Annotated in this window: 24 protein-coding genes; 11 read left to right on the forward strand and 13 right to left on the reverse strand. The window is 64.2% G+C overall.

Going from position 1 to position 24980, the window contains the following annotated elements:
- Positions 1-6: 6 nt before the first annotated feature.
- The 3 genes from QA645_RS30900 to QA645_RS30910 all read right to left on the reverse strand — a co-directional run bounded on the left by QA645_RS30900 (position 7) and on the right by QA645_RS30910 (position 2881).
- The gene (locus QA645_RS30900; protein WP_283045091.1) at positions 7-816 is read right to left on the reverse strand and encodes an ABC transporter permease; all 810 of its coding nucleotides are present in this window, start codon (positions 814-816) and stop codon (positions 7-9) included.
- A gap of 302 nt (positions 817-1118) precedes the next feature.
- Positions 1119-1832, reverse strand: coding sequence for a TetR/AcrR family transcriptional regulator (locus tag QA645_RS30905; RefSeq protein ID WP_283045092.1), 714 nt, complete (start codon positions 1830-1832; stop codon positions 1119-1121).
- Positions 1833-2032: 200 nt separating this feature from the next.
- A complete protein-coding gene (locus tag QA645_RS30910) occupies positions 2033-2881 on the reverse strand; it encodes a VOC family protein (RefSeq protein ID WP_283045093.1) in 849 nt (282 codons plus the stop codon).
- A gap of 208 nt (positions 2882-3089) precedes the next feature.
- Between QA645_RS30910 and QA645_RS30915 the strand changes: the two genes are divergently transcribed.
- Together QA645_RS30915 and rbsK are read left to right on the forward strand one after the other, a co-directional pair.
- Entirely contained in the window at positions 3090-3983 is an 894-nt protein-coding gene (locus QA645_RS30915; RefSeq protein WP_254129937.1) for a sugar kinase, read from the forward strand.
- Positions 3984-4003: 20 nt separating this feature from the next.
- Positions 4004-4909, forward strand: a complete 906-nt coding sequence (gene rbsK, locus QA645_RS30920) for a ribokinase (RefSeq protein WP_283045094.1) — start codon at positions 4004-4006, stop codon at positions 4907-4909.
- Positions 4910-5076: 167 nt separating this feature from the next.
- Here the strand turns inward: rbsK and QA645_RS30925 are convergent, their stop codons facing one another.
- Positions 5077-6297: an FAD-dependent oxidoreductase gene (locus tag QA645_RS30925; RefSeq protein ID WP_283045095.1), complete on the reverse strand. Its 1221-nt coding sequence runs from the start codon at positions 6295-6297 to the stop codon at positions 5077-5079.
- Positions 6298-6538: 241 nt separating this feature from the next.
- On the opposite strand from QA645_RS30925, the gene QA645_RS30930 reads away from it, so the two are divergent.
- Together QA645_RS30930 and QA645_RS30935 are read left to right on the forward strand one after the other, a co-directional pair.
- Entirely contained in the window at positions 6539-7333 is a 795-nt protein-coding gene (locus QA645_RS30930) for an enoyl-CoA hydratase-related protein (RefSeq protein WP_283045096.1), read from the forward strand.
- Positions 7330-7911, forward strand: coding sequence for a histidine phosphatase family protein (locus QA645_RS30935; RefSeq protein ID WP_283045097.1), 582 nt, complete (start codon positions 7330-7332; stop codon positions 7909-7911). Before QA645_RS30930 ends, QA645_RS30935 begins: the two co-directional genes overlap by 4 nt.
- 31 nt (positions 7912-7942) lie before the next feature.
- Here QA645_RS30935 and QA645_RS30940 read toward each other — a convergent pair whose 3' ends face one another.
- From QA645_RS30940 to QA645_RS30955, 4 genes are all read right to left on the reverse strand, one after another.
- Positions 7943-9283: a TRAP transporter large permease gene (locus QA645_RS30940; RefSeq protein WP_283045098.1), complete on the reverse strand. Its 1341-nt coding sequence runs from the start codon at positions 9281-9283 to the stop codon at positions 7943-7945.
- Positions 9280-9858, reverse strand: coding sequence for a TRAP transporter small permease (locus tag QA645_RS30945; protein WP_254129931.1), 579 nt, complete (start codon positions 9856-9858; stop codon positions 9280-9282). Before QA645_RS30945 ends, QA645_RS30940 begins: the two co-directional genes overlap by 4 nt.
- 149 nt (positions 9859-10007) lie before the next feature.
- A complete protein-coding gene (locus tag QA645_RS30950) occupies positions 10008-11015 on the reverse strand; it encodes a TRAP transporter substrate-binding protein (RefSeq protein WP_254129930.1) in 1008 nt (335 codons plus the stop codon).
- 57 nt (positions 11016-11072) lie between these two features.
- On the reverse strand, positions 11073-12791 hold the full coding sequence (locus QA645_RS30955) for an IlvD/Edd family dehydratase (RefSeq protein ID WP_283045099.1): 1719 nt from the start codon (positions 12789-12791) through the stop codon (positions 11073-11075).
- Between the two features lie 176 nt (positions 12792-12967).
- Here QA645_RS30955 and QA645_RS30960 point away from each other — a divergent pair, with 176 nt between their 5' ends.
- Together QA645_RS30960 and QA645_RS30965 are read left to right on the forward strand one after the other, a co-directional pair.
- Complete coding sequence (locus tag QA645_RS30960; RefSeq protein WP_283045100.1) at positions 12968-13645, forward strand: GntR family transcriptional regulator; 678 nt, start codon at positions 12968-12970, stop codon at positions 13643-13645.
- 163 nt (positions 13646-13808) lie between these two features.
- Positions 13809-14492, forward strand: coding sequence for a nitroreductase (locus tag QA645_RS30965; protein ID WP_283045101.1), 684 nt, complete (start codon positions 13809-13811; stop codon positions 14490-14492).
- Between the two features lie 42 nt (positions 14493-14534).
- Here QA645_RS30965 and QA645_RS30970 read toward each other — a convergent pair whose 3' ends face one another.
- Positions 14535-14939: a hypothetical protein gene (locus QA645_RS30970; RefSeq protein ID WP_283045102.1), complete on the reverse strand. Its 405-nt coding sequence runs from the start codon at positions 14937-14939 to the stop codon at positions 14535-14537.
- Positions 14936-15196: a GlsB/YeaQ/YmgE family stress response membrane protein gene (locus tag QA645_RS30975; RefSeq protein ID WP_283045103.1), complete on the reverse strand. Its 261-nt coding sequence runs from the start codon at positions 15194-15196 to the stop codon at positions 14936-14938. Before QA645_RS30975 ends, QA645_RS30970 begins: the two co-directional genes overlap by 4 nt.
- A 192-nt stretch (positions 15197-15388) precedes the next feature.
- On the opposite strand from QA645_RS30975, the gene QA645_RS30980 reads away from it, so the two are divergent.
- Positions 15389-16294, forward strand: coding sequence for a transglutaminase family protein (locus QA645_RS30980; protein ID WP_283045104.1), 906 nt, complete (start codon positions 15389-15391; stop codon positions 16292-16294).
- A 33-nt stretch (positions 16295-16327) separates the two neighbouring features.
- A complete protein-coding gene (locus QA645_RS30985) occupies positions 16328-17158 on the forward strand; it encodes a potassium channel family protein (RefSeq protein WP_283045105.1) in 831 nt (276 codons plus the stop codon).
- Positions 17159-17223: 65 nt separating this feature from the next.
- Here QA645_RS30985 and QA645_RS30990 read toward each other — a convergent pair whose 3' ends face one another.
- Positions 17224-18048, reverse strand: a complete 825-nt coding sequence (locus QA645_RS30990) for an NAD(P)-dependent oxidoreductase (protein ID WP_254129923.1) — start codon at positions 18046-18048, stop codon at positions 17224-17226.
- An 89-nt stretch (positions 18049-18137) separates the two neighbouring features.
- Between QA645_RS30990 and QA645_RS30995 the strand changes: the two genes are divergently transcribed.
- A complete protein-coding gene (locus QA645_RS30995) occupies positions 18138-19115 on the forward strand; it encodes an SMP-30/gluconolactonase/LRE family protein (protein ID WP_283045106.1) in 978 nt (325 codons plus the stop codon).
- 199 nt (positions 19116-19314) lie between these two features.
- Here QA645_RS30995 and QA645_RS31000 read toward each other — a convergent pair whose 3' ends face one another.
- Entirely contained in the window at positions 19315-20745 is a 1431-nt protein-coding gene (locus QA645_RS31000) for an aldehyde dehydrogenase family protein (protein WP_283045107.1), read from the reverse strand.
- 202 nt (positions 20746-20947) lie between these two features.
- Positions 20948-23311 (reverse strand): transketolase, encoded by a 2364-nt coding sequence (locus QA645_RS31005; protein WP_283045108.1) that lies wholly within the window; start codon positions 23309-23311, stop codon positions 20948-20950.
- Positions 23312-23442: 131 nt separating this feature from the next.
- On the opposite strand from QA645_RS31005, the gene QA645_RS31010 reads away from it, so the two are divergent.
- Both QA645_RS31010 and ppk2 read left to right on the forward strand, forming a co-directional pair.
- Complete coding sequence (locus QA645_RS31010; protein ID WP_254129919.1) at positions 23443-23904, forward strand: Lrp/AsnC family transcriptional regulator; 462 nt, start codon at positions 23443-23445, stop codon at positions 23902-23904.
- Between the two features lie 120 nt (positions 23905-24024).
- A complete protein-coding gene (ppk2, locus tag QA645_RS31015) occupies positions 24025-24945 on the forward strand; it encodes a polyphosphate kinase 2 (RefSeq protein ID WP_254129918.1) in 921 nt (306 codons plus the stop codon).
- Positions 24946-24980 lie beyond the last annotated feature (35 nt).

The following is a 24980-nucleotide window of genomic DNA, read 5'->3' on the forward strand; positions in this document are numbered from 1 at the left end:
CTTGAGTTAAGATGCGAAAATCACGTCCTCGCGCTGGCTGACGTGCCAGGGAATGACCAGCTTCTCGATCCGGTCGACGATCCAGAACAGGATGACGCCGAGCAGCGCGAGGATCACGAGCGCCGCGAACATCGTCGGCAGGTCGAACGTGCCGATCGAGCGCTGCATCACATAGCCGATGCCGGAATTGGAGCCGACGAACTCGCCAACGACCGCGCCGACCACGGCGAGCGTCACCGAGACCTTGAGGCCGGAGAAGATCGCCGGCAACGCATGCGGCAGGTTCACCGCGCAAAGCACCTGAAAACGGCTGCCCTGCATGGCGCGGGCGAGATCGACCATGTCGGGATCGACCGACTTGAAGCCCTGCACCGCCGACACCACGACCGGGAAGAAGCCGAGCAGGAACGCCGAGATCACCTTGGGGATGATACCGAAGCCGAACCACACCACGAACAGCGGCGCGATCGCGATCTTCGGCACGGATTGGGAGAACACCAGCAGCGGGTAGACATAGCTTTCCACCGTCTTCGAGCCCGCAATCAACATCGCGACGGGGATGCCGAACAGCGCCGACAGCAGGAAGCCGCAGACGGTCGCATAGGTCGTCGGCCAGCATTGGCGCAGCAGTTCGGGCCAATCCGAGCGCAGCACCGCGACGACGTCGGCCGGCGACGGGATCTGATAGGCGGGGATTTTGAACAGCCGGATCGCAAGATCCCAGGCCACGACGATGAAGACCAGGAACAGAAACGGCCGCACCCAGGCCGCATTCAGCATCTTGGACACCGCACTCTGCGGCTTCAACTCAGCCACGTCTCACTCCCGGTCGTCTTTTTCGTTTCGGGGGAGAAATTAACCCGTTGGATAAATACTGTCCAGAGGTTTCCCTGTGGCGTTTTGCGGCGGTTGCGGGGGGCCCGTGTCGTCAGGGAATTGGGGACCGCACCAAGAACTCAGGTGTCGTCCCGGCCGAGTGCGCTATTGCGCACGGGGGGCCGGGACCCATAGCCACAGGGAGTGGTTTGGCGAAGAATGGTCGTTCGGGATTAGCACCGTGCGCAATCGACAGATCACGCGGTATGGGTCCCGGCTTCCGCCGGGACGACGACGGGGGGCTACACCGTCTGTGCCACCACGCTCCGCGATTTCGGCGCCTTGGCCATCTCGAACAACGCGGCCGACTGGCCCGTCAGCGCGGCCAGCACGAGACCGACCATGTGCGCGAGCCGCTCGTCCTTGGCGTCCTTGGCGAGCAGGTCGCGGCCGAAGATCACGCTCAGCGTCGCCGAGTTCGAGAGATAGAAGAAACAGAGGCCCGCGATCGAGATATAGAGCTGCACCGGATCGACCGCGACCTGGAAATCACCGCTCTCGACGCCGCGCCGCACCACGGTGCGGATCATCTCGACGAAGGGCGAGTGCATCGACTTGACCTTGGTCGAGCGCTTGAGGTGCTTTGCGCGCGCGAGGTTCTCGGTCTGGAGCAGCGACAGGAACTCGGGATTGCGCAGGAAATAACCCCAGGTGAACTCGATCAGCCGCTTGATCGCCTCGGGCGGATCGAGATGTTCGAGATCGAGGCCCCGCTCCTCGCTGCGGATCTTGTCATAGGCGCCCTCGAGCACGGCGAGATAGAGGTCGTCCTTGTTGCCGACGTGGTAGTAGAGCATGCGCTTGTTGGCGCCGGCATTCGCCGCGATGCGGTCGACTCGGGCGCCCGCGAGCCCGTGAGCGGAAAACTCCTGCTTGGCCGCCTCGAGAATGCGCAGCCGCATCCCTTCGGGATCGCGCTGCCATTTCAGAGTTCGCTTTGCCGTTGTCTTCGCCAAACCGGGTGCTCGCTGGGTGTGTCAAGACGCATGTAACATGCGGGCGGGCATTTGAGAACGATCTCGTGCCGCGGACTTGGTCTCGTAGGGTGGGCAAAGGCGCACTTGCGCCGTGCCCACGTCTTTTCATCTATTTCGCGGGACGTGGGCACGCTGCGCTTTGCCCACCCTGCGGGAGTCTTGGGGAGAGAGAGCGTCGCCTACTCCACCGGCTTCGGCGAACGCTCCAGCAGCACGGTCTGAATCCCGCAGGTGCCGTTTCGCACCGTCATGATGCGCGTGCCCGGCTTGCGGCCGTTTCGCACTTCGGTGACGTCGAGGCCGGCGGCGAGCAGGCGGGCGCGGGTGGCCTCGATGTCGGCCACGCGCCAGCTCAGGCCCCAGAGCCGGTCATGCAGGGAATCTCCGCCCGCCACGGGGCGGCGCACCACCTCGACGATGAGATCGCCGCAGCGGAAGAACATCAGCTGGCCCCAATCGTGATGCGAGCGATCCAACGCCAGATCGAGCCCGAGCCGCGCGCCGTAGAGCGCGGCGGCACGATCGGAATCCTCGGTGGTGATCACGACATGATCGAGCCCGTCGATCGGCGCGACGTCTGAAGCAACCGACTTCGGACGCTCCTCGGCCAGCTCGAGGAAGAACATGCGCACGCCGCGCGTCAGCTCGGTCGCGGCCCGCGTGCGTTTCCAGTGCAGGGCAGCACCGCTCGCATCGTCGCTGCTCTCGACCTCGGCGACGGGATCCGGCTTCAGCGCCACCCGGTCCAGCCGCCGGTGCATCTTGCTCATGTCTGCGACACGAAAGCACAGGCTGGCGAGCACACCCTCGCGGTCATCGAGCAGCGCGCGCATCCGGTCCGCGGCCACGCTGAAGCCGCTCGGAGCCATCAGCTCGATCGTCATGTTCTCGAGGGTGAACAGCACGCGGTCGGCGCCCTCGCCGGAATTCTGCCAGGCCGGCGCGCGCCCCAACAGCGTCTGATAGGCCGCCTTGGCAGCACCGATATCCTGGACCAGAGCGACGATGTGATCGAGGCCGGTGATCATATTCCCCCCTTTTATGGATCTGGAACAACCGGCCGAAATACGGCATTTGTCCGGGCTTGGCTTTGCCCTGTCATGGTCGTATTCCGGCACCCCGCCGACCTCAAGCGCCTCGTGACGGTTTTGCGAATAATTTCCGCGTCCTCCGCGCGGAACCGGTGCTAGAGTAAGATCGCCGGCCGGGACCACCCAGCGCAGTTACGGACAACCAATGCAGGCTCTCTTTATCGGACAGACCTATATCGACGTCGTCTTCATCACCGACCACATGCCGACCGGCGACGAGAAGCACGTGGCAACTGACTACGCAGTCTCCTTCGGCGGCAACGCGGTCACGGCCGCATTCTGCTGCGCCAAGCTCGGCATCGTGCCGGACCTGATCGCTACCGCGGCCAATGACTGGCTGGGGCGCATGTTCCAGGACATGTGCGCGAAATACGCGATCTCGCTGCACGGGCGAAAGGTGAACCAGTCGTCGCTCTCTTTCATCATGCCGAAGGACGGCAAGCGCGCCATCGTTCGCTGCCGCGACGACGAGCATATCCACCCCTTTCCGATGCTCAATCTCGGCGGCTGCCGCGCGCTGCATATCGACGGCCATCAGCCCGATGCGGCAATTCATTACGCAAAGGTCTGCCGCGAGGCCGGCATCCTGACTTCGCTCGATGGTGGCGGCCTGCGCACAAACACGCATGAGCTGCTTGAATACATCGACGTTGCGATCGTCGCCGAGCGGCTGTGCGAGCAGATGGACCTGACGCCGGAGAAGATGCTCGACTACCTCAAGGGCCGCGGCTGCAAGATCGGTGGCGTTACCATGGGTGAGAAGGGCTTGCTCTGGTACAACGAGACCGGCGCAGTCGAGATCATGCCGGCGATGCCGATCCCGCGTGAGCGCGTGATCGACACCAACGGTGCCGGCGACGTCTTCCACGGCGCCTATGTCTATTCTTACCTCGCGCACCCCGGGAAAAGCTGGCGCGAGCATTTTGACTTTGCCCGCGCCGCCTCGACCTTCAAGATCCAGCGGCTCGGCAACGAAGCCGGCCTGCCGACCCTTGTGGACATCGCCAAAGTCAGGCACGAGTTCGAAGTCAGGGTCTAGGGATTTTGTAAGGGACTATCATGGGGCGTGTATTCGTCGCCGGCAGCATCAACATGGATGTGGTGGCGACCGCCGATCGCCACCCCAGGGTCGGCGAGACGGTCGCCGGCCGCGAGGTGCTGTATTTTCCGGGCGGCAAGGGCGCGAACCAGGCCGTGGCCGCGTCGCGACTTGGCGCGAAGACCACGCTGATCGGGCGGCTGGGAAAGGATGCGTTCGGAGCGGAGCTTCGGGCGTTTCTCGGCGCACAGGGCGTCGATCTCGGTTCCGTCCGCGAAGCCGACACGCATAGCGGCACCGCGATCATCACGGTGGCGGCCTCCGACAACACCATCGTCGTCATTCCCGGCAGCAATGCGCTGGTCGGCGCGGATGACGTCGCGGATGCGCCGCTGGCGAAGGGCGATGTCGCGGTCAGCCAGTTCGAAATCCCGCTGCCGACCATTGCCGCGTTCTTCCAGCGCGCGCACGCGGCGGGCGCCACCACATTGCTGAATCCCGCCCCGGCGCAAAAGATGTCGAGCGAGCTGCTCGCGCTGGTCGACATCCTGGTGCTGAACGAGACCGAGCTTGGTTTCCTTGCAGGCACCGAGCTCACCGACGACGATGAGACTGCAAAGATCATCGCGGTGGCGCGAAAACTTCAGGCGCGCGCGGACCAGACCATCTGCGTCACGCTCGGCAAGCGCGGCGTGCTCGCACTCGCAGGTCGCGAGGAGTTTGCGGTGCCTGGCCGCGTGGTGAAGGCGGTCGACACCACAGGCGCAGGCGATTGTTTCGTGGGCGCGCTCGCATCGCAGCTCGCGGATGGCCAGCCTTTGCGCGCCGCCCTCGCCTTCGCCAACGCCGCCGCCTCGATCAGCGTGCAGCGCATGGGAGCCGGGCCGTCGATGCCGACGGCCGCGGAGGTTGCGGCGGTGCTGTAAGACGGAGCTGCTTTCTTCACCTCGCCCCGCTTGCGGGGAGAGGTCGGATTGCATCGCAGATGCAATCCGGGTGAGGAGGAGTCTCCGCGAGTCGAATTGCAACCGTCCCCGCGGAGAGTCCCCCTCACCCCGCCCCTCTCCCCGCAAGCGGGGAGAGGGAGAAATCCTCAGGCCAGCGCGCTCTTCAGGTCGAAGCTCTCGTCCGCGGCCTGCTCCGGCGTGATGGAGCGGTCCATGGCCTGCAAGCGACGACCAAACATGTGATCGCCGGCGCGGTTGATCGACTCGATGCCAAGCAGCTTGTCGCCGTGATAGCAGAACACCGAGAACGCTTTCCTAACGGGATCGCCGCGCAGCACGACGCGGTCGTAGCCGGTGGTGAGGCCCGCGATCTGGAGCTTGTCGTCGCCCTGGTCGCTCCAGAACCAGGGATGGCCGTCATAGACCTTCTTGTCGCCGGTCAGCCGTGCCGCCAGGCAGCGGGCGTGATCGGTGGCGTTCTGGACCGATTCCAGCCGCAGCGATCCGCCGAAGCGCGGGCTGGCAAACAGCGCGCAATCCCCGATCGCGGAGATGTTCGGATCAGCCGTCGCGAGATATTCGTCGACGATGATGCCGGCCGCGACCGGCAGCCCGGCCTCGGCCGCAAGCTCGATGTTCGGCAGCACGCCGACGCCGACCACGACGAGGTCGGCGGGCAGATGCCGGCCGTCGCTCAGGGAGACGCCGGTGACCTTGCCGTTCTCGGCCTCGATGGAGGTCGCCTGCACGCCGAGGTGAATGCGGATACCGGCCTCGCGGTGCCGCGCCTGGAAATACTCCGAGACCTCGGCCGTCACCGCGCGCGCCATCACGCGGGGTGCGAGCTCGAGCACGTCGACCTCGAGGCCCTTGATTCGCGCGGTGGCCGCGAATTCCAGGCCGATGAAACCGGCGCCGATCACCACGACCCGCGTCTTCGACGGGATGATGGTCCGCAGCGCCTCGCTTTCGTCGAGGATGCGCAGATATTTCACGTCGGGCAGATTGGCATTGGGCAGATCGAGCAGCCGGTTGCGCGCGCCCGTCGCCAGCACGAGATGGCCGTAAGGCAGCATCTCGCCGGACGCGAGCAGCACCTTGCGCCCCGCGCGGTCGATCGATAGGGCGCGGCCGGCGATCAGCTCGATGGCCTGGTCGTGATAAAATTTCTGCGGCCGGAACATCAGGCTTTCCGGCCCGGCCGAGCCCTTGATGTAGGCCTTGGACAGCGGCGGCCGTTGATAGGGCAGATGCGCTTCGTCATTGATCAGGCAGATCCGGTCCGAAAAGCCCGCCTGGCGCAGGGATGCTGCGACCTGGTAGCCACCATGGCCGGCACCGACAATGATCACGGGTCCATCCGTCATTGGACAGCCCATTTCCGCAAGACACGAGCGTCACCCATGTCGTCTCCTCTCGCTAAATCTGGCTTGGCTAGCCTAGGAGGAGCCGGCGCTCGTGTCCGTCCCTAAACGAAGGCGGACCCATTTGAGCCGAACATTCCGCGCGACGCAAGGCCCGTCCGCGGGGCACTGGCGACCGGGGATTGTCACCCCTCGCCTTCTGCGATTTAGTTGCAGCAACGAACCTCATGCCGGGGATTTCAAAATGCCAGCTCCCGTCTCCCAACCCGACGATCCCGCGCTGCTGCGGATCGACGGCTCAATCGCGACCATCACGCTCAACCGCCCCGCCGGCTTCAACTCGATCAACCTTGCGATCGCGCAGAAGCTCGAACAGCTCGCGGCCCATATCGAAGGCGACGATGCCATCCGCGTCGTCGTGCTGGAGGGCGAAGGCCGGGCCTTCTCCGCCGGCGGCGATCTGCAGACGATTGGGGCTGCGGCCGAAGCCAACACGGTGACGCCGGTCGTCGGCGAGCTGTTGAAGCACTATCATTCCTTCATCGAGATCATCCGACGCATGCCGAAGATCTCGCTGTCGAGTGTGCACGGCTCCGCGGCCGGCGCCGGCATGGGACTCGCCTTCGTCACCGACCTCTGCATCGCCGCCGATGATGCGAAGTTCACACCCGCTTACGCCAAGATCGGCGTGTCGCCCGATGGCGGCTCGACGGTCGGGATCGTCGGCACGGTCGGCTCGCGCCGCGCGCTGCAGATCTTCCTCGCCGAGGACAATTTTACGGCGCAGCAGGCTTACGAATGGGGCCTCGTCGCCAAGACCGTTCCTGCGGCCGAGCTGAAGGCAGCTACGCGAAAACTCGCCGAGCGGCTGGCGCAGAACCCGCCCGCGGCCATCGCCGGCACCAAGTCGCTGGTCTATGCGGCCGCCACCACGCCGGTGAAGCAGCAGCTCGATGCCGAGGAACACAAGATCATCATGGCGATGAACACGGAGGAGTTTCGTGTGGCCGTGAAGAAGTTCACGAGCAAGAGCAAGTGAGCGCGACGACGCCATCGCGTTCGTTCTGCGGCCTGCGCCACGGCGCGACCGACTGGAACCGGCAGGGACTGTTCCAGGGCCGGACCGACAACCCGCTGAACGAGGACGGCCTGCGCCAGGCGCATGAGGCCGCAGACCTGTTGCGCAGTGCCGGCATCAGCCGCATCGTCGCAAGCCCGCTGGTGCGTGCGGCCCGAACGGCCGAGATCATCGCGGACGCGATCGCGGTGCCGCTCACGATCGACACCGGCATCATCGAGTTCGATTTCGGCAGTTTCGAGGGCCTGCCCGTCCGCGATCTCATGATCAAGCATGGCGTCAACTCGGCAACCGGCCTCGTGTCGATCCTGCCCGCCGATGGCGAGAACTGGGACGCCATGACCGAGCGCGCGCTGGCTTGCGTTTCCGCGTCGCTCGACCGTTATCCCGGCGACCATCTGCTGTTCGTCTGCCATGACGCGGTGATGCAGGGCATGGCCAAGGCGCTCTCCGGCAGCTACTTCAAGAACAGCCACGGCACGCCGTTTCGCTATGCCCGCGACGGAGCCGGCTGGCGCATTGAGCAGATCGTCACGTGACGAGATCACTTGAAGAGATCACTTGAAGAGATCACTTGGGACAGATGTAGCCTGTCCCAGCCGGCGATTTGAAGCAGCCGACCGATTCCGGCAGCACGTGCTGCGGCAGCCAGAGCACCACGCTCGGGAAATAGATCGCGAATGCGATCGTGGCGAAGAACACGACATAGATCGGCAGCGCCGCGCGTAACGCCTTCGCAAAGCTGATGCCGACGAATTTCGAGGCCATCAGCAGCACCAGCCCGTAAGGCGGCGTGATCAGGCCGAAGGCGAGGGTCGCGATCAGCACCACGCCCATGTGCACGCCGTTGATGTCGCCCGCTTCCGTCAGCGTGTTGACCAGCGGCATGAAGATGATGATGGTCGGCACCGGCTCGATGAAATCGCCGACCACGGTGAACAGCAGCACCATCAGCAGCATGATCAGATGCGGATCGTTGCCGGCGATCGAGGTGATCATGTCGGCGATGTAGCTGGCGCCGCGCAGGTATGCGAGCATCCAGCCGAAGGCGTTGGCCGCGCCGATCGTGATCAGCGGCAGCGAGAAGATCAGGCCTGCGAGGCAGAAATCGTACGGGATCTTCCTGAAATGGCCGCGGTTGAGCGCCGGGATCACGACCAGGATGATCCAGGCCACGGCGACGACGCCGGCTTCCGTCGGCGTGAACCAGCCGGTCAGGATGCCGCCGAGCAGGATGACCGGGATCATCAGCGGCAACGCCGCGTCGCCGGCCGCGAACATCACCTGCCGTAGCGGCGCGCGCGGCTTGCGCAAGCCGGACGGGCCGAAGAAATAGCAATAGATCATCAGCCCGAAGCCGATCATCAGACCCGGCACCACGCCCGCCATGAACAGGCCCGCGATCGAGACGTTACCGACGGCACCATAGACCACCGCCGTGATGCTCGGCGGCACCAGCGCCGCGATGGTCGAGGCAGACGCGATGATCGCGGCGATGAAGGCAGGCTCGTAGCCTTCGCGCTTCATCGGACCGCCGAGCGCGCGGCTCATCACCGCGACGTCGGCGGTGGTCGAGCCCGACATCTCCGAGAAGAACATGCTGAAGACGACGACGACCTGCGACAGCCCACCCCTGATATGCCCGACCAGCGACACCGAGAGATTGGCTATTCGCACCACGACATTGGCCGAGCTCATCAGCTCGCCGACCAGCAGGAAGAACGGGATCGCCAGCAGCGCCTCGGAATCGACGCCGTCAAAGATCTTCTGGATGATTGCGGCGAGCGAGACGTCGGACAGGATCGCGCCGATGAACACTCCGGCCATCAGCGAGAACGGCACGGGCACGCCGAGATAGCCGAACGACAGGAAGCAGATCGACATCAACGCCAGGACAATGGGTGCGCTCACGGCTGCGCCCTCACCTGTGCTTCGGTCACGACAGGCGCCGATTCCTCGTCGGGCGGCTCGCGATGGTCGAAGCCGTTGCGAAGGCCGTTGACGAGCTGCTCGATGGTGAACAGGCCAACCAGGATACCGGACAGCGGGATGATGGCGTAAAGCGATGCGATCGGCGTGCCCGACGGCAGCCGGAAGCTGCCGAAGCCGCGCAGATAATTCTGGTAGCCGTACCAGATCAGACAGAAGGCGACGCCGAGGACGACGAGGCGGATGATGATTTCGACGATGATCCTGGGCGTGCCGTGCATCGCCTCGGAGATCGCCGTGAGGTAGAGGTGATCGTTGCGGCGGGTCGCAACCGCCGTCCCGATGAAGATCGCGTAGATGAACAACGTCGAGGTGACTTCCTGCAACCACAGCCAGGGATGCCCGATGGTGCGGGTGACGATGTCGGCGGTGACCGACAGCGAGAAGCCGAAGCACAACACGCCGCAGAGGATCATGAGCGCGAGCTCGAGCCAGTCGAGCCAGCGCCATTTCAGATGGCGCTGGCGTTGGAGTACGAGCTTGTCGGCGATGGCCATTGACCTCTCCGTCGTCCCGGCGAACGCCGGGACCCATAATCCCCAAAGGGAGTTGTTGCGCGAGCTGGCGACTCCAAGTCATCGCCAAACTCAATCCTGTGGTTATGGGTCCCGGCTTTCGCCGGGACGACGCGTGGAGGCGACGGAGGCTACTTAATCGACCGGATCAGATCCTTGATCTTCTCGGCATGCGGGCCGAGATCCTTGGCGAGCTTGTCGAGATAGGGATCGGCGATCGCCGAAAAGCTCTTCTTGTCGACGTTATCGACGACCTTGACGCCCATCTTCTTCAGCTTCTCGGCTGCGGCCCGCTCGAGGTCGAACGCCTTCGCCGGCTCCTTCGTGCTGATCTCGTTCGCCGCGGCCTGGACCCAGCCCTTCTGCTCGGCCGAGAGGCTCTGCCAGAGCTTGTCGGACACGAACACCAGCGCGTTGTTGGCCTCGTGCTCGGTGATGTTCAGCACCGGCGCGACCTCGTAATGCTTGTTGACGAGGTAGACGTTGATGCTGTTCTCGGCGACATCGACCACGCCGGTCTGCAAGCTCGTGTAGACGCTGCCGAATGGCATGTGCACGGTCTGGGCGCCATAGGCCGGGAACATGGTGTCCTCGGTCGCGGTCGCCTGCACGCGGACCTTCAGGCCCTTGATATCGCCGACATTGTGGATCTCCTTCTTGGAGTACATGTGGCGCACGCCCTGCGAGCCCGTGCCGATGAGATGCAGACCCTGCGTGGTCTCATCGATCATGGCCTTGAGGGCCTCGAACACCTTGGGGTCGGCGAGGCCTTTGATCACATGCTGTTCGTCGCGGAACAGATAGTGCAGCGACATCACGCCGGCTTGCGGCGAGATCGTCGCGGTGTTGGCCGAGGAGACGATGGAGAATTCGACGTCCCCCGCCTTCACGAGCTGAAGCACCTGCGGCTCCTGCCCGAGCTGCGCGCCGGGATACTGGTCGATGATCATGGTGCCCTTGCTCAATTCCTTGAGCTTGTCGGCAAAGAGGTCGCCGGCGATCGAATAGCCGGTGTTGCGGGGCTGGTCATAGGCGAAGCGATAATGCTTCACCTCCTGTGCCCCGGCGCTCGTGACGAACAGCACGGCGGCCGCAGCCACCAGGCCGTGTAGGAATCCTGGCATGGATCGTACAATCATCGTCTCCCCCTGTTTTTATCGCCCGCCGCTTTTAGCGGTCTAGGCGCTAGTTAGTGATCAGCCCTTTTCAGTCTTCTTCCCAGTCCTCTGCATAAAGTCGAAGTCGCAGCCCTCGTCGGCCTGCATGATGGTCTCGTTGAACAGCCAGGCATAGCCGCGTCGCGCTTCGTCGGGCGCAGCAGTCGGCTTCAGGGCGGCGCGCCGGCGCTCCAGCTCGGCGGCATCGACCAAGAGCTCGATGCTGCGCTTGGCCACATCGAGACTGATCTTGTCGCCGTTTTTCACCAACGCCAGCGGCCCGCCAACGGCGGACTCGGGCGTGATGTGCAGAACGATGGTGCCGAACGCGGTGCCGCTCATGCGCGCATCCGAAATGCGCACCATGTCCTTGGTGCCATTGCGCGCGAGCTTCTTCGGGATCGGCAGGTAGCCCGCCTCGGGCATGCCCGGCGCGCCCTTGGGGCCGGCATTGCGCAGCACCAGCACGTCGTCAGCGGTGACGTCGAGATCGGGATCGTCGACCCGCAAGGTCATGTCCTCGACGGATTCGAACACCACCGCGCGCCCGGTGTGCTGCAACAGTTTCGGGCTCGCGGCCGATTGCTTGATGACGGCGCCGCGCGGCGCGAGATTGCCGTGCAGGACGGCGAGACCGCCTTCCTTCTTGATCGGATTGTCGCGCGACCGGATCGCGTCCTGGCCGGGCACGTCCTCTGCGTTCGCGACGACATCGCGCAGCGTCTGGCCCGAGATCGTCTTTGCATCGAGATCGACGAGATCACCGAGCTGCGCCAGCAGTTTCGGCACGCCGCCGGCGTGATGGAAATGCTCCATGTAGTGCTCGCCGGACGGCTTGAGATCGACCAGCACCGGCACCTCGCGGCCGATCTGGTCGAACACGGAGAGATCGAGCCGGTGCGGCGAGCGATGCGCCATCGCAGTCAGATGGATCAGGCCGTTGGTCGAGCCGCCGATCGCCTGCAGCACGACCTGCGCATTCTTGAAAGAGGCCGGCGTCAGGAATTCGCTCGGCTTCGGCCCCTTGGTCTTGGCCATCTCGGCGGCAACCCGCCCGCTGGCCTCGGCGAGACGAAAGCGCTCGGCATGCGGCGCCGGGATCGTCGCGCTCATCGGCAGCGACAGGCCCATGGCTTCGATCATGCAGGCCATGGTGGACGCTGTACCCATCACCATACAGGTGCCGACGGACGGCGCGAGTCGACCGTTGACGGCCTCGATCTCGGCATCGTCGATCTCGCCGGCGCGATACTTGCCCCAGAGGCGGCGGCAATCGGTGCAGGCGCCGAGCACTTCGCCCTTGTGATGGCCGACCACCATGGGGCCGACCGGAATGACGACGGTCGGCAGATCGGCGCTGATCGCCGCCATCACCTGCGCCGGCAGCGTCTTGTCGCAGCCGCCGATCACGATGACCGAATCCATCGGCTGTGCCCGGATCATCTCCTCGGTGTCCATCGCCATCAGATTGCGCAGATACATCGAGGTCGGATGCGCAAAGCTCTCGGCGATCGAGATGGTCGGGAACACGAACGGCATCGCGCCCGACAGCATCACGCCGCGCTTGGCGGCCTCGATGATCTGCGGAACGTTGCCGTGGCAGGGATTGTAGTCGCTGTAGGTGTTGGTGATGCCGACGATCGGGCGCTCCAGCGCGTCGTCGGAATAGCCCATGGCCTTGATGAACGCCTTGCGCAGGAACAGCGAGAAGCCGGCATCGCCATAGCTCGTCAGACCCTTGCGCAAACCACTCGTCATCAGACCACTCCTTCTCGCTTGCCATTGTGCTACAGCCTGCCCCCTGATTGTCAATAAGATAGGGCCGGATCGCCGTTCTTTCTGCTCCGGGCACCGCCCGCGGACACAAATTATTGACAATCGGAGCCTGCCCTGCTCCACAAGGCGGACCGGCGAGGCGCCGGAGGCTTGAGGGCATGTCCGACATTCGCACCGCAGATGCCATGGCTATCAGGCGCGACGATCCGGACGACGTCGTCGCGCGGCTGGAGGAAGACATCATCTTCGGCCGTCTCGCACCGGGCGCGCGCCTCACCGAGGACGCGCTGATGTCGCGCTACGGCACCTCAAGGCACTTCGTGCGGCAGGCGCTGGTGGATGCCGAGCGCCGCGGCATCGTCCGCCGTGAGAAGAATGTCGGCGCCACCGTACGGTTCTATTCAGCCGAGGAGGTTCGGCAGATCTACGAAGTCAGGGAGATGCTGACGCGGCAGGCCGCGCTGATGATCCCCCTGCCCGCACCGCAAGCCTTGATCGACGAGCTGACCGCCCTGCAGCGCGATTATTGCGCGAAGGCCGACATCCGCGATCTGCGTGGCATTCACGAAGCCAACGACGCCTTCCACGTCGCGCTGTTCGCCGCCTGCGGCAATCCCTATCTGGTGCGTTCGCTCCAGGACTACATGAGCCTGACGCTGCCGATGCGCGCAAAGAACCTCGCCGACCGCGACGGGCTCGCGCTATCACGCCGCCAGCATGAGCTGATGATCGAGCTGTTGAAGGGCCGCGACGGCTGGGCGCTGGCGCAGCTGTGCGTGGATCACATGCAGTTCAGCAAGGCAGATTATCTGGCGAGGATTGCGGGGGAGAGCTAGCGATCGAGTTCGCTGGGCCAGGACGTGTCCTCGCAAATCCGGTACGTGCCTGACGGTGACAAAAGGGGAAAAGGCCGGACCCGTTGCTCTATCGGAAAGCGATGGACATCATCAGAACCGTGAGCGAGAACGCAGCATCATGCCAATTTCAGGAAACCGCAAAATGGAATTTGATGATGTCATTCTCGGGCGGCGAAGCATTCGCGGTTACAAGCCCGACCCTGTCCCGCCGGAATTGATCAAGGAAATCCTGGCGCTGGCGATGCGCGCGCCTTCGTCAATGAATACCCAGCCGTGGAATTTCTACGTCATCACCGGAGCGCCGCTGGATCGTATCCGTCAGGGCAATACCGAGCGCAATCTGGCGGGCGTGCCGCATTCGCGCGAATTTCGAACCGGCCAAGCATTTGAGGGCGTGCATCGCGAACGCCAGATTGGCGTTGCCAAGCAGTTGTTCAGCGCAATGGGAATTGCGCGAGATGACAGGCAGCAGCGGCAAGACTGGGTCCTGCGGGGCTTTCGTCAGTTCGACGCGCCTGTATGCGTGATCATCACATACGATCGCCAGTTGGCCTCCAGCGACGACACGGCCTTCGACTGTGGCGCCGTGGCGACCGCGCTCGTCAACGCGGCCTGGTCGCGGGGGCTTGGCGCCGTGATCAACAGCCAGGGCATCATGCAATCCCCTGTTGTGCGCGAACATGCCGGGATCGCGGATGACCAGGTGATCATGAAAAGCATCGCGTTGGGCTGGCCTGATCACAGCTTTCCCGCCAATGCCGTCATCTCCGAGCGCAAGTCAGTCGATGAAGCGACGACTTTCGTAGGATTTGCGAGTGGAGGCTAGAACCAGTCGGAGCTCATCGCTGCGGGATTTTCGGGGGCCCGCTCAGTAACGCCGCAGCAGGCCGCTATCCACGCTGGCATCGCCATAGCTGACGCAGGCGTTTGTCGGATCCCTCACCAGATCCGCCAGGACGCGCTTGATCGTCTTGCTGGCCGCTTCGAACACCTCGGGGCGAAACTTGCCGGGATCGTAGCTCTCGCCGTCATGGGCCTTGATCGCCGCGGAGAAGGCGTCGATCATCGCCATCGCCGCGTTGGGGCTGCCGAGCAGCCGCGCGCCGAGCTGAACGCCACCGGCGCCATCGGCCTCGTAACCATCGCATCGCTGTTCGAGCACGGCGGATGCGGTCACGAGCTGATCGAGGAACGTCGCCTCGGCATCGCTGAGCGTGGCGGCCCGCGCCGGTCCCGACACGATCGTCGCAATGACGAGCAGCGCGATCTTCAAGCGCGCCCCTGACGACCCAACACAAGCCCGTACAGGAAGAGAAGGATGATGGCGCCGACCACGCTTCCGATGAAGCCCGCGCCCTCGCCGAATTTATACCATCCCACGGCCTGACCGAGCCAGGTCGCAACGAACGCGCCGACAACTCCCAGGACCGTCGTCAAGATGAACCCCTTGGGCTCGTTGCCGCCAGGCATGATGAATTTCGCCACCAGTCCAACGATGAATCCGATGATGATCGTCCAAAGGATACCCATGTCCACCGCTCCATTCGGCCAATTCGCGCATCAACGTCTGAAGGAATGCATGATCGCCTGAAGAGCCAGACGATGCCGGGGGCAATGTTGATCTAGATCAACGGGCGGATGTGGCCAGACCGAAAGCTGGCGGCCGCCCCTCCCGTGCGGACCGGCGCTCGACCCGTCCGCAAGCGCATAGCGGATCGATACATGGCGATCATCGGCGAGATCACGCACACCACGACCTACCGCTATGCAAAGCCGGTGACGTTCGGCACGCATCGCGCCATGTTCCTGCCGCGGCGCGGCGCTTCGACCCGCCTGCTGCGCTGGTCCGCCCACACCAGCGTGCCGTCGAAGGTGCTGTGGATCAGCGACTCCCGCTCCAACGCCGTCACGGTGATGGATTTCAGCGAACCTGCCAGCGAACTGACGTTCACCTTCAAGGTCCGCGGCGTCTATTTCGGCATCAAGGGCTTGGAGGCATTTCCGCTGGAAGCCCGGGCCGAGGAAGTGCCCGTGCAATATACGCCGGACGAATGGACCGACCTTGCCGGTTATCTGCGTCCGCATGCCGACGATCCGGATGGCAGCCACGCGGCGTGGACCAAGAGCTTCGTCGCCGGCGATCAGGACCGGACCGCGGATGTGCTGCGCCGCATGCTGGGCATCTTTCGCAGCGAGTTCAAATATCACGGCAGAGACGCCGAGGGCACCCAGTCTCCGGGCGACACGCTGCGTATGAAATCAGGCACCTGCCGGGACTTCGCCTGGCTGATGGTCGAAACGCTCCGGCGGCTCGGCTTCGCCTCCCGCTTCGTCAGTGGCTATCTCTACGATGCGGCACTCGACGGCGGCGCTGTCGGCATGACCGGCTCTGGCGCCACCCACGCATGGGTGCAGGTGTTCCTGCCCGGTGCAGGCTGGCTCGATTACGATCCGACCAACAGCCTGAACGCGGGCTTTGATCTCATCCCGGTCGCCATCGCGCGGCACCCGGGCCAGGCCGTGCCGCTGGCCGGCTCGTGGTTCGGCGATGCCGGCGACTATTTGGGCATGTCGATCAATGTTGCCGTTCACAAGATCGGCGAAATGCTCGATCCTTCGGAGGGATAGGCCGCCGGAATATCCGCGCGCCGATCGCTGGCCATGGCACTTGATCACGACAGCACCAAGGGACATGGGCCGCTCGACGCCACCAGCGTCCCGTTCGAGATCCTGAAGGGCAGGCTTCGGCAGCTTTACGAAGGCGACACCTTCGGCTGCATCCGATTCCGCTACGCGCTGCTCGTGCTCGACATCGTCACGGTCTTGTTCATCATCGCGACGTCGTTCCTGCCGCGCGGCGGGATCGTCGAGTCCCTCGATGTCGTGTTCGGTGTCCTGATCCTGGCGGACTTCTCCGCACGGATGATCATCAGTCGCCACCCGCTGCACGACCTCGCGCGGCTATCGACCTGGACCGACGTCGTGGTCATCATCTCGTTCCTTGCACCGCTCGCGGGCGAGGCCGGCGGCTTCCTGCGCGCATTTCGAACATTGCGGCTTCTGGGCGACAACCAGATGGTGGCGCGCCTGCGGATCGACAGCGCCTTCTTCCGACGCAACGAAGAGGTCATCTTTGCCGTCGCCAATCTCGGCGTGTTCGTCTTCATCATGACGGGCGTGGTCTACGAGACCCAGAAGTCGCACAACCCGCAGATCGGCAATTATGCCGACGCGCTCTACTTCACGGTCACCGCACTGACCACGACCGGCTTCGGCGACATCACCCTGCCCGGCACCGTCGGACGCCTGATCACCGTCGTCATCATGATCTTCGGCGTGACCCTGTTCCTGAATCTTGCCAAGGCGCTGCTCGCGCCCTCGAAGGTGCGCTTCCCCTGCCCGGTCTGCGGCCTGCAGCGCCACGACGTGGACGCAGTGCATTGCAAGGCCTGCGGGACCATTTTGAACATTCCCGATGAGGGAATGGACTAGGCGGCAGGCGCTTGCTGCCAAGGGCTCTCTCGCCCCGAAAACGGGACGAGAGAGAACATTGTGTCCTACCGCTTGTTCCAGTCGATGATCCGGCTCTCGTCGCCGTCGAACTCGTTGCTGCAGAACGCGCCGCCCTGGTAGTGGTCGCCGACCGGATCGGGCTTCAGCTTGGCCTGCTCGGCCATCGCGTGCGCCACGTGATCCTCGGAGCGGCCGGTGGGGCGATAGCCGAATTCGTAGGCGCGGTGGTTGTCCCACCAGGCGCGCTCGTTGAGCGAGGCGCCATAAAACACCTCGAAATGGATGCCGGGATGCTCGAGCCCGATCTGGCAGAGCTGCACAAGATCTTCCGGCTTCAGCCAGATCGAGATCCGGCGAAGGTCCAGCGGCACATCACCGAAATTGCCGATGCGCAGGCACGTCACCTTCAGGCCGTGCTTGTCGGCATAGAGCGCGCCGAGCGCTTCGCCGAATACTTTGCTGACGCCGTAGCGGCCGTCCGGGCGCGGGGTGACGTCGGTGCCGATCTTGTGGTGGCGCGGATAGAAGCCGACGGCATGGTTCGAGGACGCGAACACCACGCGCTTGACGCCCTTGCGATACGCCGCCTCGAACAGATTGTAGCCGCCGATGATGTTGGCCTGCAGGATGTCGTTCCAGGGGCCTTCGACCGAATAGCCGCCGAAATGCAGGATGCCGTCGACGCCCTCGCAGATCGCCTCGCACTGGGCAAGGTCGGACAGGTCGGCCGCCTTGAACTGCTCGTTCGGCGCGAGATCGGCAGGCGGCTTGATGTCGCTGAGCAGGAGGTCCGGATAGATCGGCGGCAACAGTTTTCGCAGGCGCGTTCCGATTCCGCCCGAAGCTCCCGTCATCAAGATGCGCGGCATGTCTTTCCTCGTCTTTGGCAACCAATTTGCGGTCACGTGTCTCTAATGATAGCAGGAATGTCCAGAGGGAACGAAACGAGAGAACCGACATGAATGAGGCATCGTCCCACACCCAGGAACGGCCAGGCTGGCGACCGGCGACCTATTACCCCGATCCGGCCATTCACGTCCTCGACCCCCGTTTCGAAAAATACTGGTTGAAACTCTCGGCCGTGGAGCGACTGGCGACCGGCCTGCGCTGGGCGGAAGGGCCGGTCTGGTTCGGCGACGGGCGCTATCTGCTCTGTAGCGATATTCCGAACCAGCGCATCATCAAATGGGAAGAAGAGACCGGCGCTGTTTCGGTTTTCCGAAAACCCTCCAATTTCGCCAACGGCAACACGCGCGACCGGCAGGGCCGGCTCGTCACCTGCGAGCACGGCGGGCGCCGCGTGACCCGTACCGAATATGACGGCGAGATCACGGTGCTGATGGATCAATTCAACGGCAAGCGGTTGAACTCGCCGAACGATGTCGTCGTCAAATCGGACGGCTCGATCTGGTTCACCGATCCGACCTTCGGCCTGCTCGGCAATTACGAGGGCTACAAGGCGGAGCCCGAGATCGAACCGAACGTCTACCGGCTCGATCCCGTGACCCGCAAGGCGAGCGTCGTCGCCGAGGGCGTGTTGGGTCCGAACGGGCTGTGCTTCTCGCCGGACGAGAAGATTCTCTACGTGGTGGAATCGCGCGGTGTGCCGAACCGCAAGATCCTCGCCTATGACGTCTCGGCGGATGGCACCACGATCTCCAACAAACGCGTCCACATCGATGCAGGTCCCGGCACGCCGGACGGCATGCGCTGCGACATCGACGGCAATCTCTGGTGCGGCTGGGGCATGGGCGATCCCGAGCTCGACGGCGTCGTGGCGTTCGCACCCGACGGCATCATGATCGGCCGCATCGCGCTGCCCGAGCGTTGCGCCAATCTCTGCTTCGGCGGCGTCAAGCGCAACCGCCTGTTCATGGCGGCGAGCCAGTCGATCTACGCGCTGTATGTGAATACGCAGGGCGCGATGGGGGGATAGTCTCGCCGCGATGACGGTCTCGTAGGGTGGGCAAAGCGAAGCGTGCCCACCACTGCCTGTTCGTCGCGCGAGATCGTGGGCACGTCGCTTCGCTCCTTTGCCCACCCTACGGCACCTCGCGTTGTCGACACACCTGAGCAAAAACAAAAACGCCGGAGCGGTTTCCCGCTCCGGCGTCATTCTGTTCAATCGCTGACGCTTACGCGGCGTTGAAGCCCGCAACCGCCTTCACTTCGAGGAAGTCCTCGAGGCCGTACTTGCCCCACTCGCGGCCGTTGCCCGACTGCTTGTAGCCGCCGAACGGCGCGGTGCGATCGTTGGGCACGCCCTGCAGGTTGACGTTGCCGGCGCGGATCTGACGGCCGACACGCTTGGCGTCGTCGACCGAAGCGCCGGAGACGTAACCAGCGAGACCGTACGGCGTGTCGTTGGCGATGTGCACGGCTTCGGCTTCGTCCTTGGCGCCGAGGATGGTCAGCACCGGTCCGAAGATTTCTTCGCGCGCAATCGTCATCTCGGGGGTGACGTCGGCGAAGATGGTCGGACGGACATAGAAGCCTTTGTTGACGCCTTCGGGCAGGCCCGGGCCACCGGCGACGAGCGTTGCACCCTCGTCGATACCCTTCTTGATCAGCGCCTGGATCTTGTCCCACTGGCCGCGGTTGACGACCGGGCCGATGGTGGTGCCTTCGGCGCGCGGATCGCCCGCCTTGGTCTTGTCGGCGACGGCCTTCGCGATCGCGGCGACTTCCTTCATCTTCGACAACGGCACGATCATGCGCGAGGGCGCATTGCAGGACTGGCCGGAGTTGTTGAACATGTGCATCACGCCGCCGGTCACCGCCTTCGTGAGGTCGGCGCCTTCGAGGATGACGTTCGGCGACTTGCCGCCGAGCTCCTGGCTGACGCGCTTCACGGTCGGCGCCGCGCGCTTCGCAACGTCGATGCCGGCGCGGGTCGAGCCGGTGAAGGAGATCATGTCGATGTCGGGGTGCTCGCTCATGGCGGCACCGACCTCGGGGCCGAGGCCGTTGACGAGGTTGAAGACGCCCTTCGGCACGCCGGCTTCATGGAGGATTTCTGCAAAGATCAAAGCCGAGGTCGGCGTGAATTCCGACGGCTTCAGGATCATGGTGCAGCCGGCGGCAAGCGCGGGCGCGACCTTGCAGGCGATCTGGTTGAGCGGCCAGTTCCAGGGGGTGATCATGCCGACCACGCCAACGGGCTCGCGCAGCACCATGGCGGTGCCGATCGGCTCCTCGAAATGATAGTTCTTGAGCACGTCGAGCGTGGTCATGAGATGGCCGAGGCCGGCGCCGGCCTGGAGCTTTTCGGCCATCGGCAGCGGTGCGCCCATTTCGTCGGAGACGGAAGCGCCGATCTCCTTGAGACGGCCCTTGTAGACCTCGATGACTTTGGTGAGCAGCGCGACGCGCTCTTCACGGCTGGTCTGGGAGAAAGTCGCAAAAGCGCGCTTGGCGGCGGCAACCGCCTTGTCCACGTCAGCCTTGGAGCCGAGCGCAATCTCGTACATCGCCTCTTCCGTCGCCGGATTGACGACCGGGGTGGACTTCTTGACGGCGGGATCGACCCAGGCGCCGTCGATGTAGAATTGCATGCGATTGACCATCGTTAACCTCTTCTTGGGGGCTTGGGGGGCGTTTCGGCAGGCATCCTTGCACGAAAGCGCCGGCAATTGAACCCGCCATATGCGGGGCCAGCGTTGCGGCGGACGGAGGTTATATGAGCCGATGGCGGGAACGTGGCAAGGTGGCACGGCCGCATTCCGGGGCGCGCATTATCGCTCCGGAATCACGGCCTGGTTACCCCGATTAAACCGCCATCTTGCGATGGACGATCGGCGCGCCGGTGGTGAGGCTTTCCGCCGCATCGATGATCGCATTCGCGTCGATGCCATAGTGCCGATAGAGGTCCGCAATGGTGCCGGTCTGGCCGAACTGCTCGACACCCAGCGCCTCGACGCGATGGCCGCGGACACTGCCGAGCCAGCCGAGCGCGGACGGATGGCCGTCGATCACGGTCACGATGCCGCAGTCGCGCGGCAGCGGCGCCAGCAGTTTCTCGATGTGGCTGAGATGCTGCACGCCGCGCCGGTCACGCCGCAATTTTCGCGCGGCGGTCCAGCCCGTGTGGAGGCGATCGGCCGAGGTGATTGCAAGCAGGCCGATGTCGCGCCGACTTTCGCCGATGAACCCGGTCGCCTCGATCGCCTCCGGTGCGACTGCGCCGGTATAGGCGATCACGAGTTCGGCATTCGGGCCCGGCTTGCGCAGCCAATAGGCGCCGTCGGTGATGCCCTGCTGCAGTTCGGGCGTCATGATGCGCTGCGCCTGCTCGATGCTGCGCGTCGAGAGGCGGAGATAGACCGAGCCGCCCTCGCCCGGATCGCCCTGCATGTGCTCAAAGCCCCAGCCCATGATCACGGCGAGCTCGTCGACGAAGGCCGGCTCGAACGAGGCGAGCCCGTCCTGCGCCATGCCGATCAGCGGTGTCGCGATCGACTGGTGGGCGCCGCCCTCCGGGGCGAGCGTGATACCTGATGGCGTCGCCGCCACCATGAAGCGCGCATCCTGGTAGCAGGCGTAGTTGAGCGCATCGAGGCCGCGCTCGATGAAGGGATCGTAGAGCGTGCCGACCGGGAGCAGCCGCGCGCCGTTGATCTGGTGCGACAGGCCGAGCGCCGAGAGCATGATGAACAGGTTCATCTCGGCAATGCCGAGCTCGAGATGCTGGCCCTTGGGCGAGAAGTCCCAGTTGAAGGTGGATGGAATTTTCTCGCTGCGGAATAAATCCGCCTTCTCGCCGCGCGCGAACAGGCCGCGCCGGTTCACCCACGGGCCGAGATTGGTCGAGACCGTGACGTCGGGCGAGGTCGTGACGATGCGTCGCGCCAGCTCGCTGTCGCCGCGCGCGATCTCGTTCAGCACGAGGCCAAAGCCCTGTTGCGTCGACATCTGCGGCGACGGCTTGAAGGCGAGCTGCTGCGGCACCTCGACGACCGGCGCGGTCAGCCGGCGGCCATCCTTGTTGAACGGCACGCGCGCGAGGAACGCGTCGAGCTCGGCTGCGTCCTGCGTCAGGCCTTCGTACTTGTCCCATTCGTGGCCGGGACGGATGTTCTGGCTCTCGCGGTATTTCTCCATCTGCGCGACCGTCATCAGGCCGGCATGGTTGTCCTTGTGGCCCTGGAACGGCAGGCCGACACCCTTGATGGTGTAGGCGATGAAGCAGACCGGGCGGTCGTGGTCGATCGATTCGAACGCCTCGACCATGCTCGCCATGTCGTGGCCGCCGAGATTCGACATCAGCGCCAGCAACTCCTCGTCGCTGCGCTTGTCGATCAGCTTCGTGATCGGCCCCTGGTCGCCGATCTCGTCGTGCAAATGCTTGCGGAACGCCGCGCCGCCCTGGAAGCAGAGTGCCGCGTAAAGCGCGTTCGGACAATTGTCGATCCAGCTCTTCAGCGCTTCGCCGCCGGGCTCGGCGAAGGCCTCGCGCATCAGGCGGCCGTATTTCACGATGACCACGTCCCAGCCGAAATTGCGGAACATGGTCTCGAACTTTTCCCAGAGACCTTCGCGCACGACGGCGTCGAGCGACTGGCGGTTGTAGTCGACCACCCACCAGGTGTTGCGCAGGCCGTGCTTCCAGCCTTCGGCCAGGGCTTCGAAGATGTTGCCCTCGTCCATCTCGGCATCGCCGACCAGCGCGATCATCCGCCCCTCGCGGCGATCCTTCATCCAGCCATGCGCCTTGACGTAATCCTGCACCAGCGAGGCGAACAGCGTCTGCGCGACGCCGAGACCGACCGAGCCGGTCGAGAAATCGACGTCGTCGACGTCCTTGGTACGCGACGGATAGGACTGGGCGCCCTTGAAGCCGCGGAAATTCTCCAGCTTCTCGCGGGTCTGCCGGCCGAACAGATACTGGATGGCGTGGAACACCGGGCTCGCATGCGGCTTCACTGCGACGCGATCCTCGGGGCGCAGCACATGGAAATAAAGCGCCGACATGATGGTGGCGAGCGAGGCCGACGAGGCCTGGTGACCGCCGACCTTCAATCCATCCGTGTTCGATCGGACGTGGTTGGCGTGGTGGATGGTCCATGACGACAGCCACAACGCCTTGCCGGCCAGTGCAGTCAGGGTATCGAGACGCGCGGAATCAGCGGGCATGGCGATGCTCCGGGAAATAAGGCGGATCATACGCCTGCGGGCGGCGCCAGATTTCTCAATCTTTCGCGCCATACCCGCCAATATTGGGATACCGTACCAATGACTGGCCCTGAAATAGAGGTTTCATCCCAATGCCTGAGCTCGACGCCATCGACCGCAAGATCCTCGCCTTGCTGCAGACCGACAGCCGGCTGACCATGCAGCAGCTCGCCGACAAGGTCGGACTGTCGGTCTCCCCCTGCCATCGCCGGGTCAAGCTGCTGGAGGAGCGCGGCGTCATCTCGCGCTACATCGCAACGGTGGACCAGAAGGCGCTGGGGCTGCATGTCAGCGTGTTCATCTCGATCAAGCTGGCGCGGCAGAAGGAGGAGGATCTGAACCGTTTCGCCCGCGCCATCTCGAAATGGGACGAGGTGCTGGAGTGCTATCTGATGACCGGCAACCGCGACTATCTGCTGCGCGTGGTCGCGGCCGACCTCGCCTCCTACGAGACGTTCCTCAAGACCAAGCTGACCCGGCTCGACGGCATTGCCTCGATCGAGTCGAGCTTTGCGCTCAGCCAGGTCAAATATTCGATCGCGCTGCCGGTCTGACGGACCCGCGCCGGGCGATTTTCGGGCCGGTCGGCCCGGCCGGCCGCCGGTGTCACATGGACGCAATAAACCCCGTCGATGGTCCCGGGTGACAGGCATTCCGGCCCGAGAGAGAGACCCATGACTGCATCCGACCGCACCCCTGAGATGGCCAAACGCGAGCGCATCATCCGGGAAATGACCGACGATCTCGACGAGGAGCTGGAGATGGAGCTGGATGACGCCCGTCTCGACGAGCTCCTGGACGAGACCGACGCCGTCGGTCCGACAGTCGATCGCCGGCTCTATTTCCGGGAGCTGCTCCGCCTCCAGGGCGAGTTGGTCAAGCTCCAGGATTGGGTGCAGAGCGAGAAGAAGAAGGTCGTGGTTCTGTTCGAGGGGCGCGACTCCGCCGGCAAGGGCGGCGTCATCAAGCGCATCACCCAGCGCCTCAATCCCCGCATCTGCCGCGTCGCGGCGCTGCCGGCGCCGAGCGAGCGCGAGCGCACGCAATGGTATTTCCAGCGCTATGTCTCGCACCTGCCCGCAGGCGGCGAGATGGTGCTGTTCGACCGCAGTTGGTACAATCGCGCCGGCGTCGAGCGCGTGATGGGCTTCTGCACCGACGAGCAGTATCAGGAGTTCTTCAAGACAGTTCCCGAGTTCGAGCGGATGCTGATCCGCTCCGGCATCATCCTCGTCAAATACTGGTTCTCCATCACCGACGACGAGCAGCAGTTCCGCTTCACCATGCGTATCAAGGATCCGCTCAAGCAGTGGAAGCTGAGTCCGATGGATGTCGAAGCCCGCAGCCGCTGGGAAGCCTACACCAAGGCAAAGGAGACGATGCTGGAGCACACGCATCTGCCGGATTCGCCATGGTGGATCGTCGATGCCGTGGACAAGAAGCGCGCCCGCCTCAATTGCATCTCGCATCTCCTGAGCCAGATTCCGTACCAGGATGTGGCGCACGTTCCCGTGGTGCTGCCGGCGCGCGTCCGCAATCCCGACTATCACCGCGGCCCGATCCCGTCGGAGATGTACGTTCCTTCGAAATACTGACGGCACCCGCCGCGTTGGCGGGCGAGCTTCCGGAC

It is taken from the genome of Bradyrhizobium sp. CIAT3101 (genome assembly GCF_029714945.1).
Classification (GTDB): Bacteria; Pseudomonadota; Alphaproteobacteria; order Rhizobiales; family Xanthobacteraceae; genus Bradyrhizobium.

Excerpts from the sequence above, each read along its gene's own strand:
- QA645_RS30915 (WP_254129937.1), top strand. The coding sequence starts at position 3,090 with ATGCAGGCTCTCTTTATCGGACAGACCTATATCGACGTCGTCTTCATC.
- QA645_RS30990 (WP_254129923.1), bottom strand. The coding sequence starts at position 18,048 with ATGCCGCGCATCTTGATGACGGGAGCTTCGGGCGGAATCGGAACGCGC.
- ppk2 (WP_254129918.1), top strand. The coding sequence starts at position 24,025 with ATGACTGCATCCGACCGCACCCCTGAGATGGCCAAACGCGAGCGCATC.
- QA645_RS30955 (WP_283045099.1), bottom strand. The coding sequence starts at position 12,791 with ATGACGAGTGGTTTGCGCAAGGGTCTGACGAGCTATGGCGATGCCGGC.
- QA645_RS30910 (WP_283045093.1), bottom strand. The coding sequence starts at position 2,881 with ATGATCACCGGCCTCGATCACATCGTCGCTCTGGTCCAGGATATCGGT.
- QA645_RS30950 (WP_254129930.1), bottom strand. The coding sequence starts at position 11,015 with ATGATTGTACGATCCATGCCAGGATTCCTACACGGCCTGGTGGCTGCG.
- QA645_RS30965 (WP_283045101.1), top strand. The coding sequence starts at position 13,809 with ATGGAATTTGATGATGTCATTCTCGGGCGGCGAAGCATTCGCGGTTAC.
- QA645_RS30960 (WP_283045100.1), top strand. The coding sequence starts at position 12,968 with ATGTCCGACATTCGCACCGCAGATGCCATGGCTATCAGGCGCGACGAT.
- QA645_RS30980 (WP_283045104.1), top strand. The coding sequence starts at position 15,389 with ATGGCGATCATCGGCGAGATCACGCACACCACGACCTACCGCTATGCA.
- QA645_RS30930 (WP_283045096.1), top strand. The coding sequence starts at position 6,539 with ATGCCAGCTCCCGTCTCCCAACCCGACGATCCCGCGCTGCTGCGGATC.
- rbsK (WP_283045094.1), top strand. The coding sequence starts at position 4,004 with ATGGGGCGTGTATTCGTCGCCGGCAGCATCAACATGGATGTGGTGGCG.
- QA645_RS30925 (WP_283045095.1), bottom strand. The coding sequence starts at position 6,297 with ATGACGGATGGACCCGTGATCATTGTCGGTGCCGGCCATGGTGGCTAC.
- QA645_RS30995 (WP_283045106.1), top strand. The coding sequence starts at position 18,138 with ATGAATGAGGCATCGTCCCACACCCAGGAACGGCCAGGCTGGCGACCG.
- QA645_RS30985 (WP_283045105.1), top strand. The coding sequence starts at position 16,328 with ATGGCACTTGATCACGACAGCACCAAGGGACATGGGCCGCTCGACGCC.
- QA645_RS31005 (WP_283045108.1), bottom strand. The coding sequence starts at position 23,311 with ATGCCCGCTGATTCCGCGCGTCTCGATACCCTGACTGCACTGGCCGGC.
- QA645_RS31010 (WP_254129919.1), top strand. The coding sequence starts at position 23,443 with ATGCCTGAGCTCGACGCCATCGACCGCAAGATCCTCGCCTTGCTGCAG.
- QA645_RS31000 (WP_283045107.1), bottom strand. The coding sequence starts at position 20,745 with ATGGTCAATCGCATGCAATTCTACATCGACGGCGCCTGGGTCGATCCC.
- QA645_RS30975 (WP_283045103.1), bottom strand. The coding sequence starts at position 15,196 with ATGGGTATCCTTTGGACGATCATCATCGGATTCATCGTTGGACTGGTG.
- QA645_RS30945 (WP_254129931.1), bottom strand. The coding sequence starts at position 9,858 with ATGGCCATCGCCGACAAGCTCGTACTCCAACGCCAGCGCCATCTGAAA.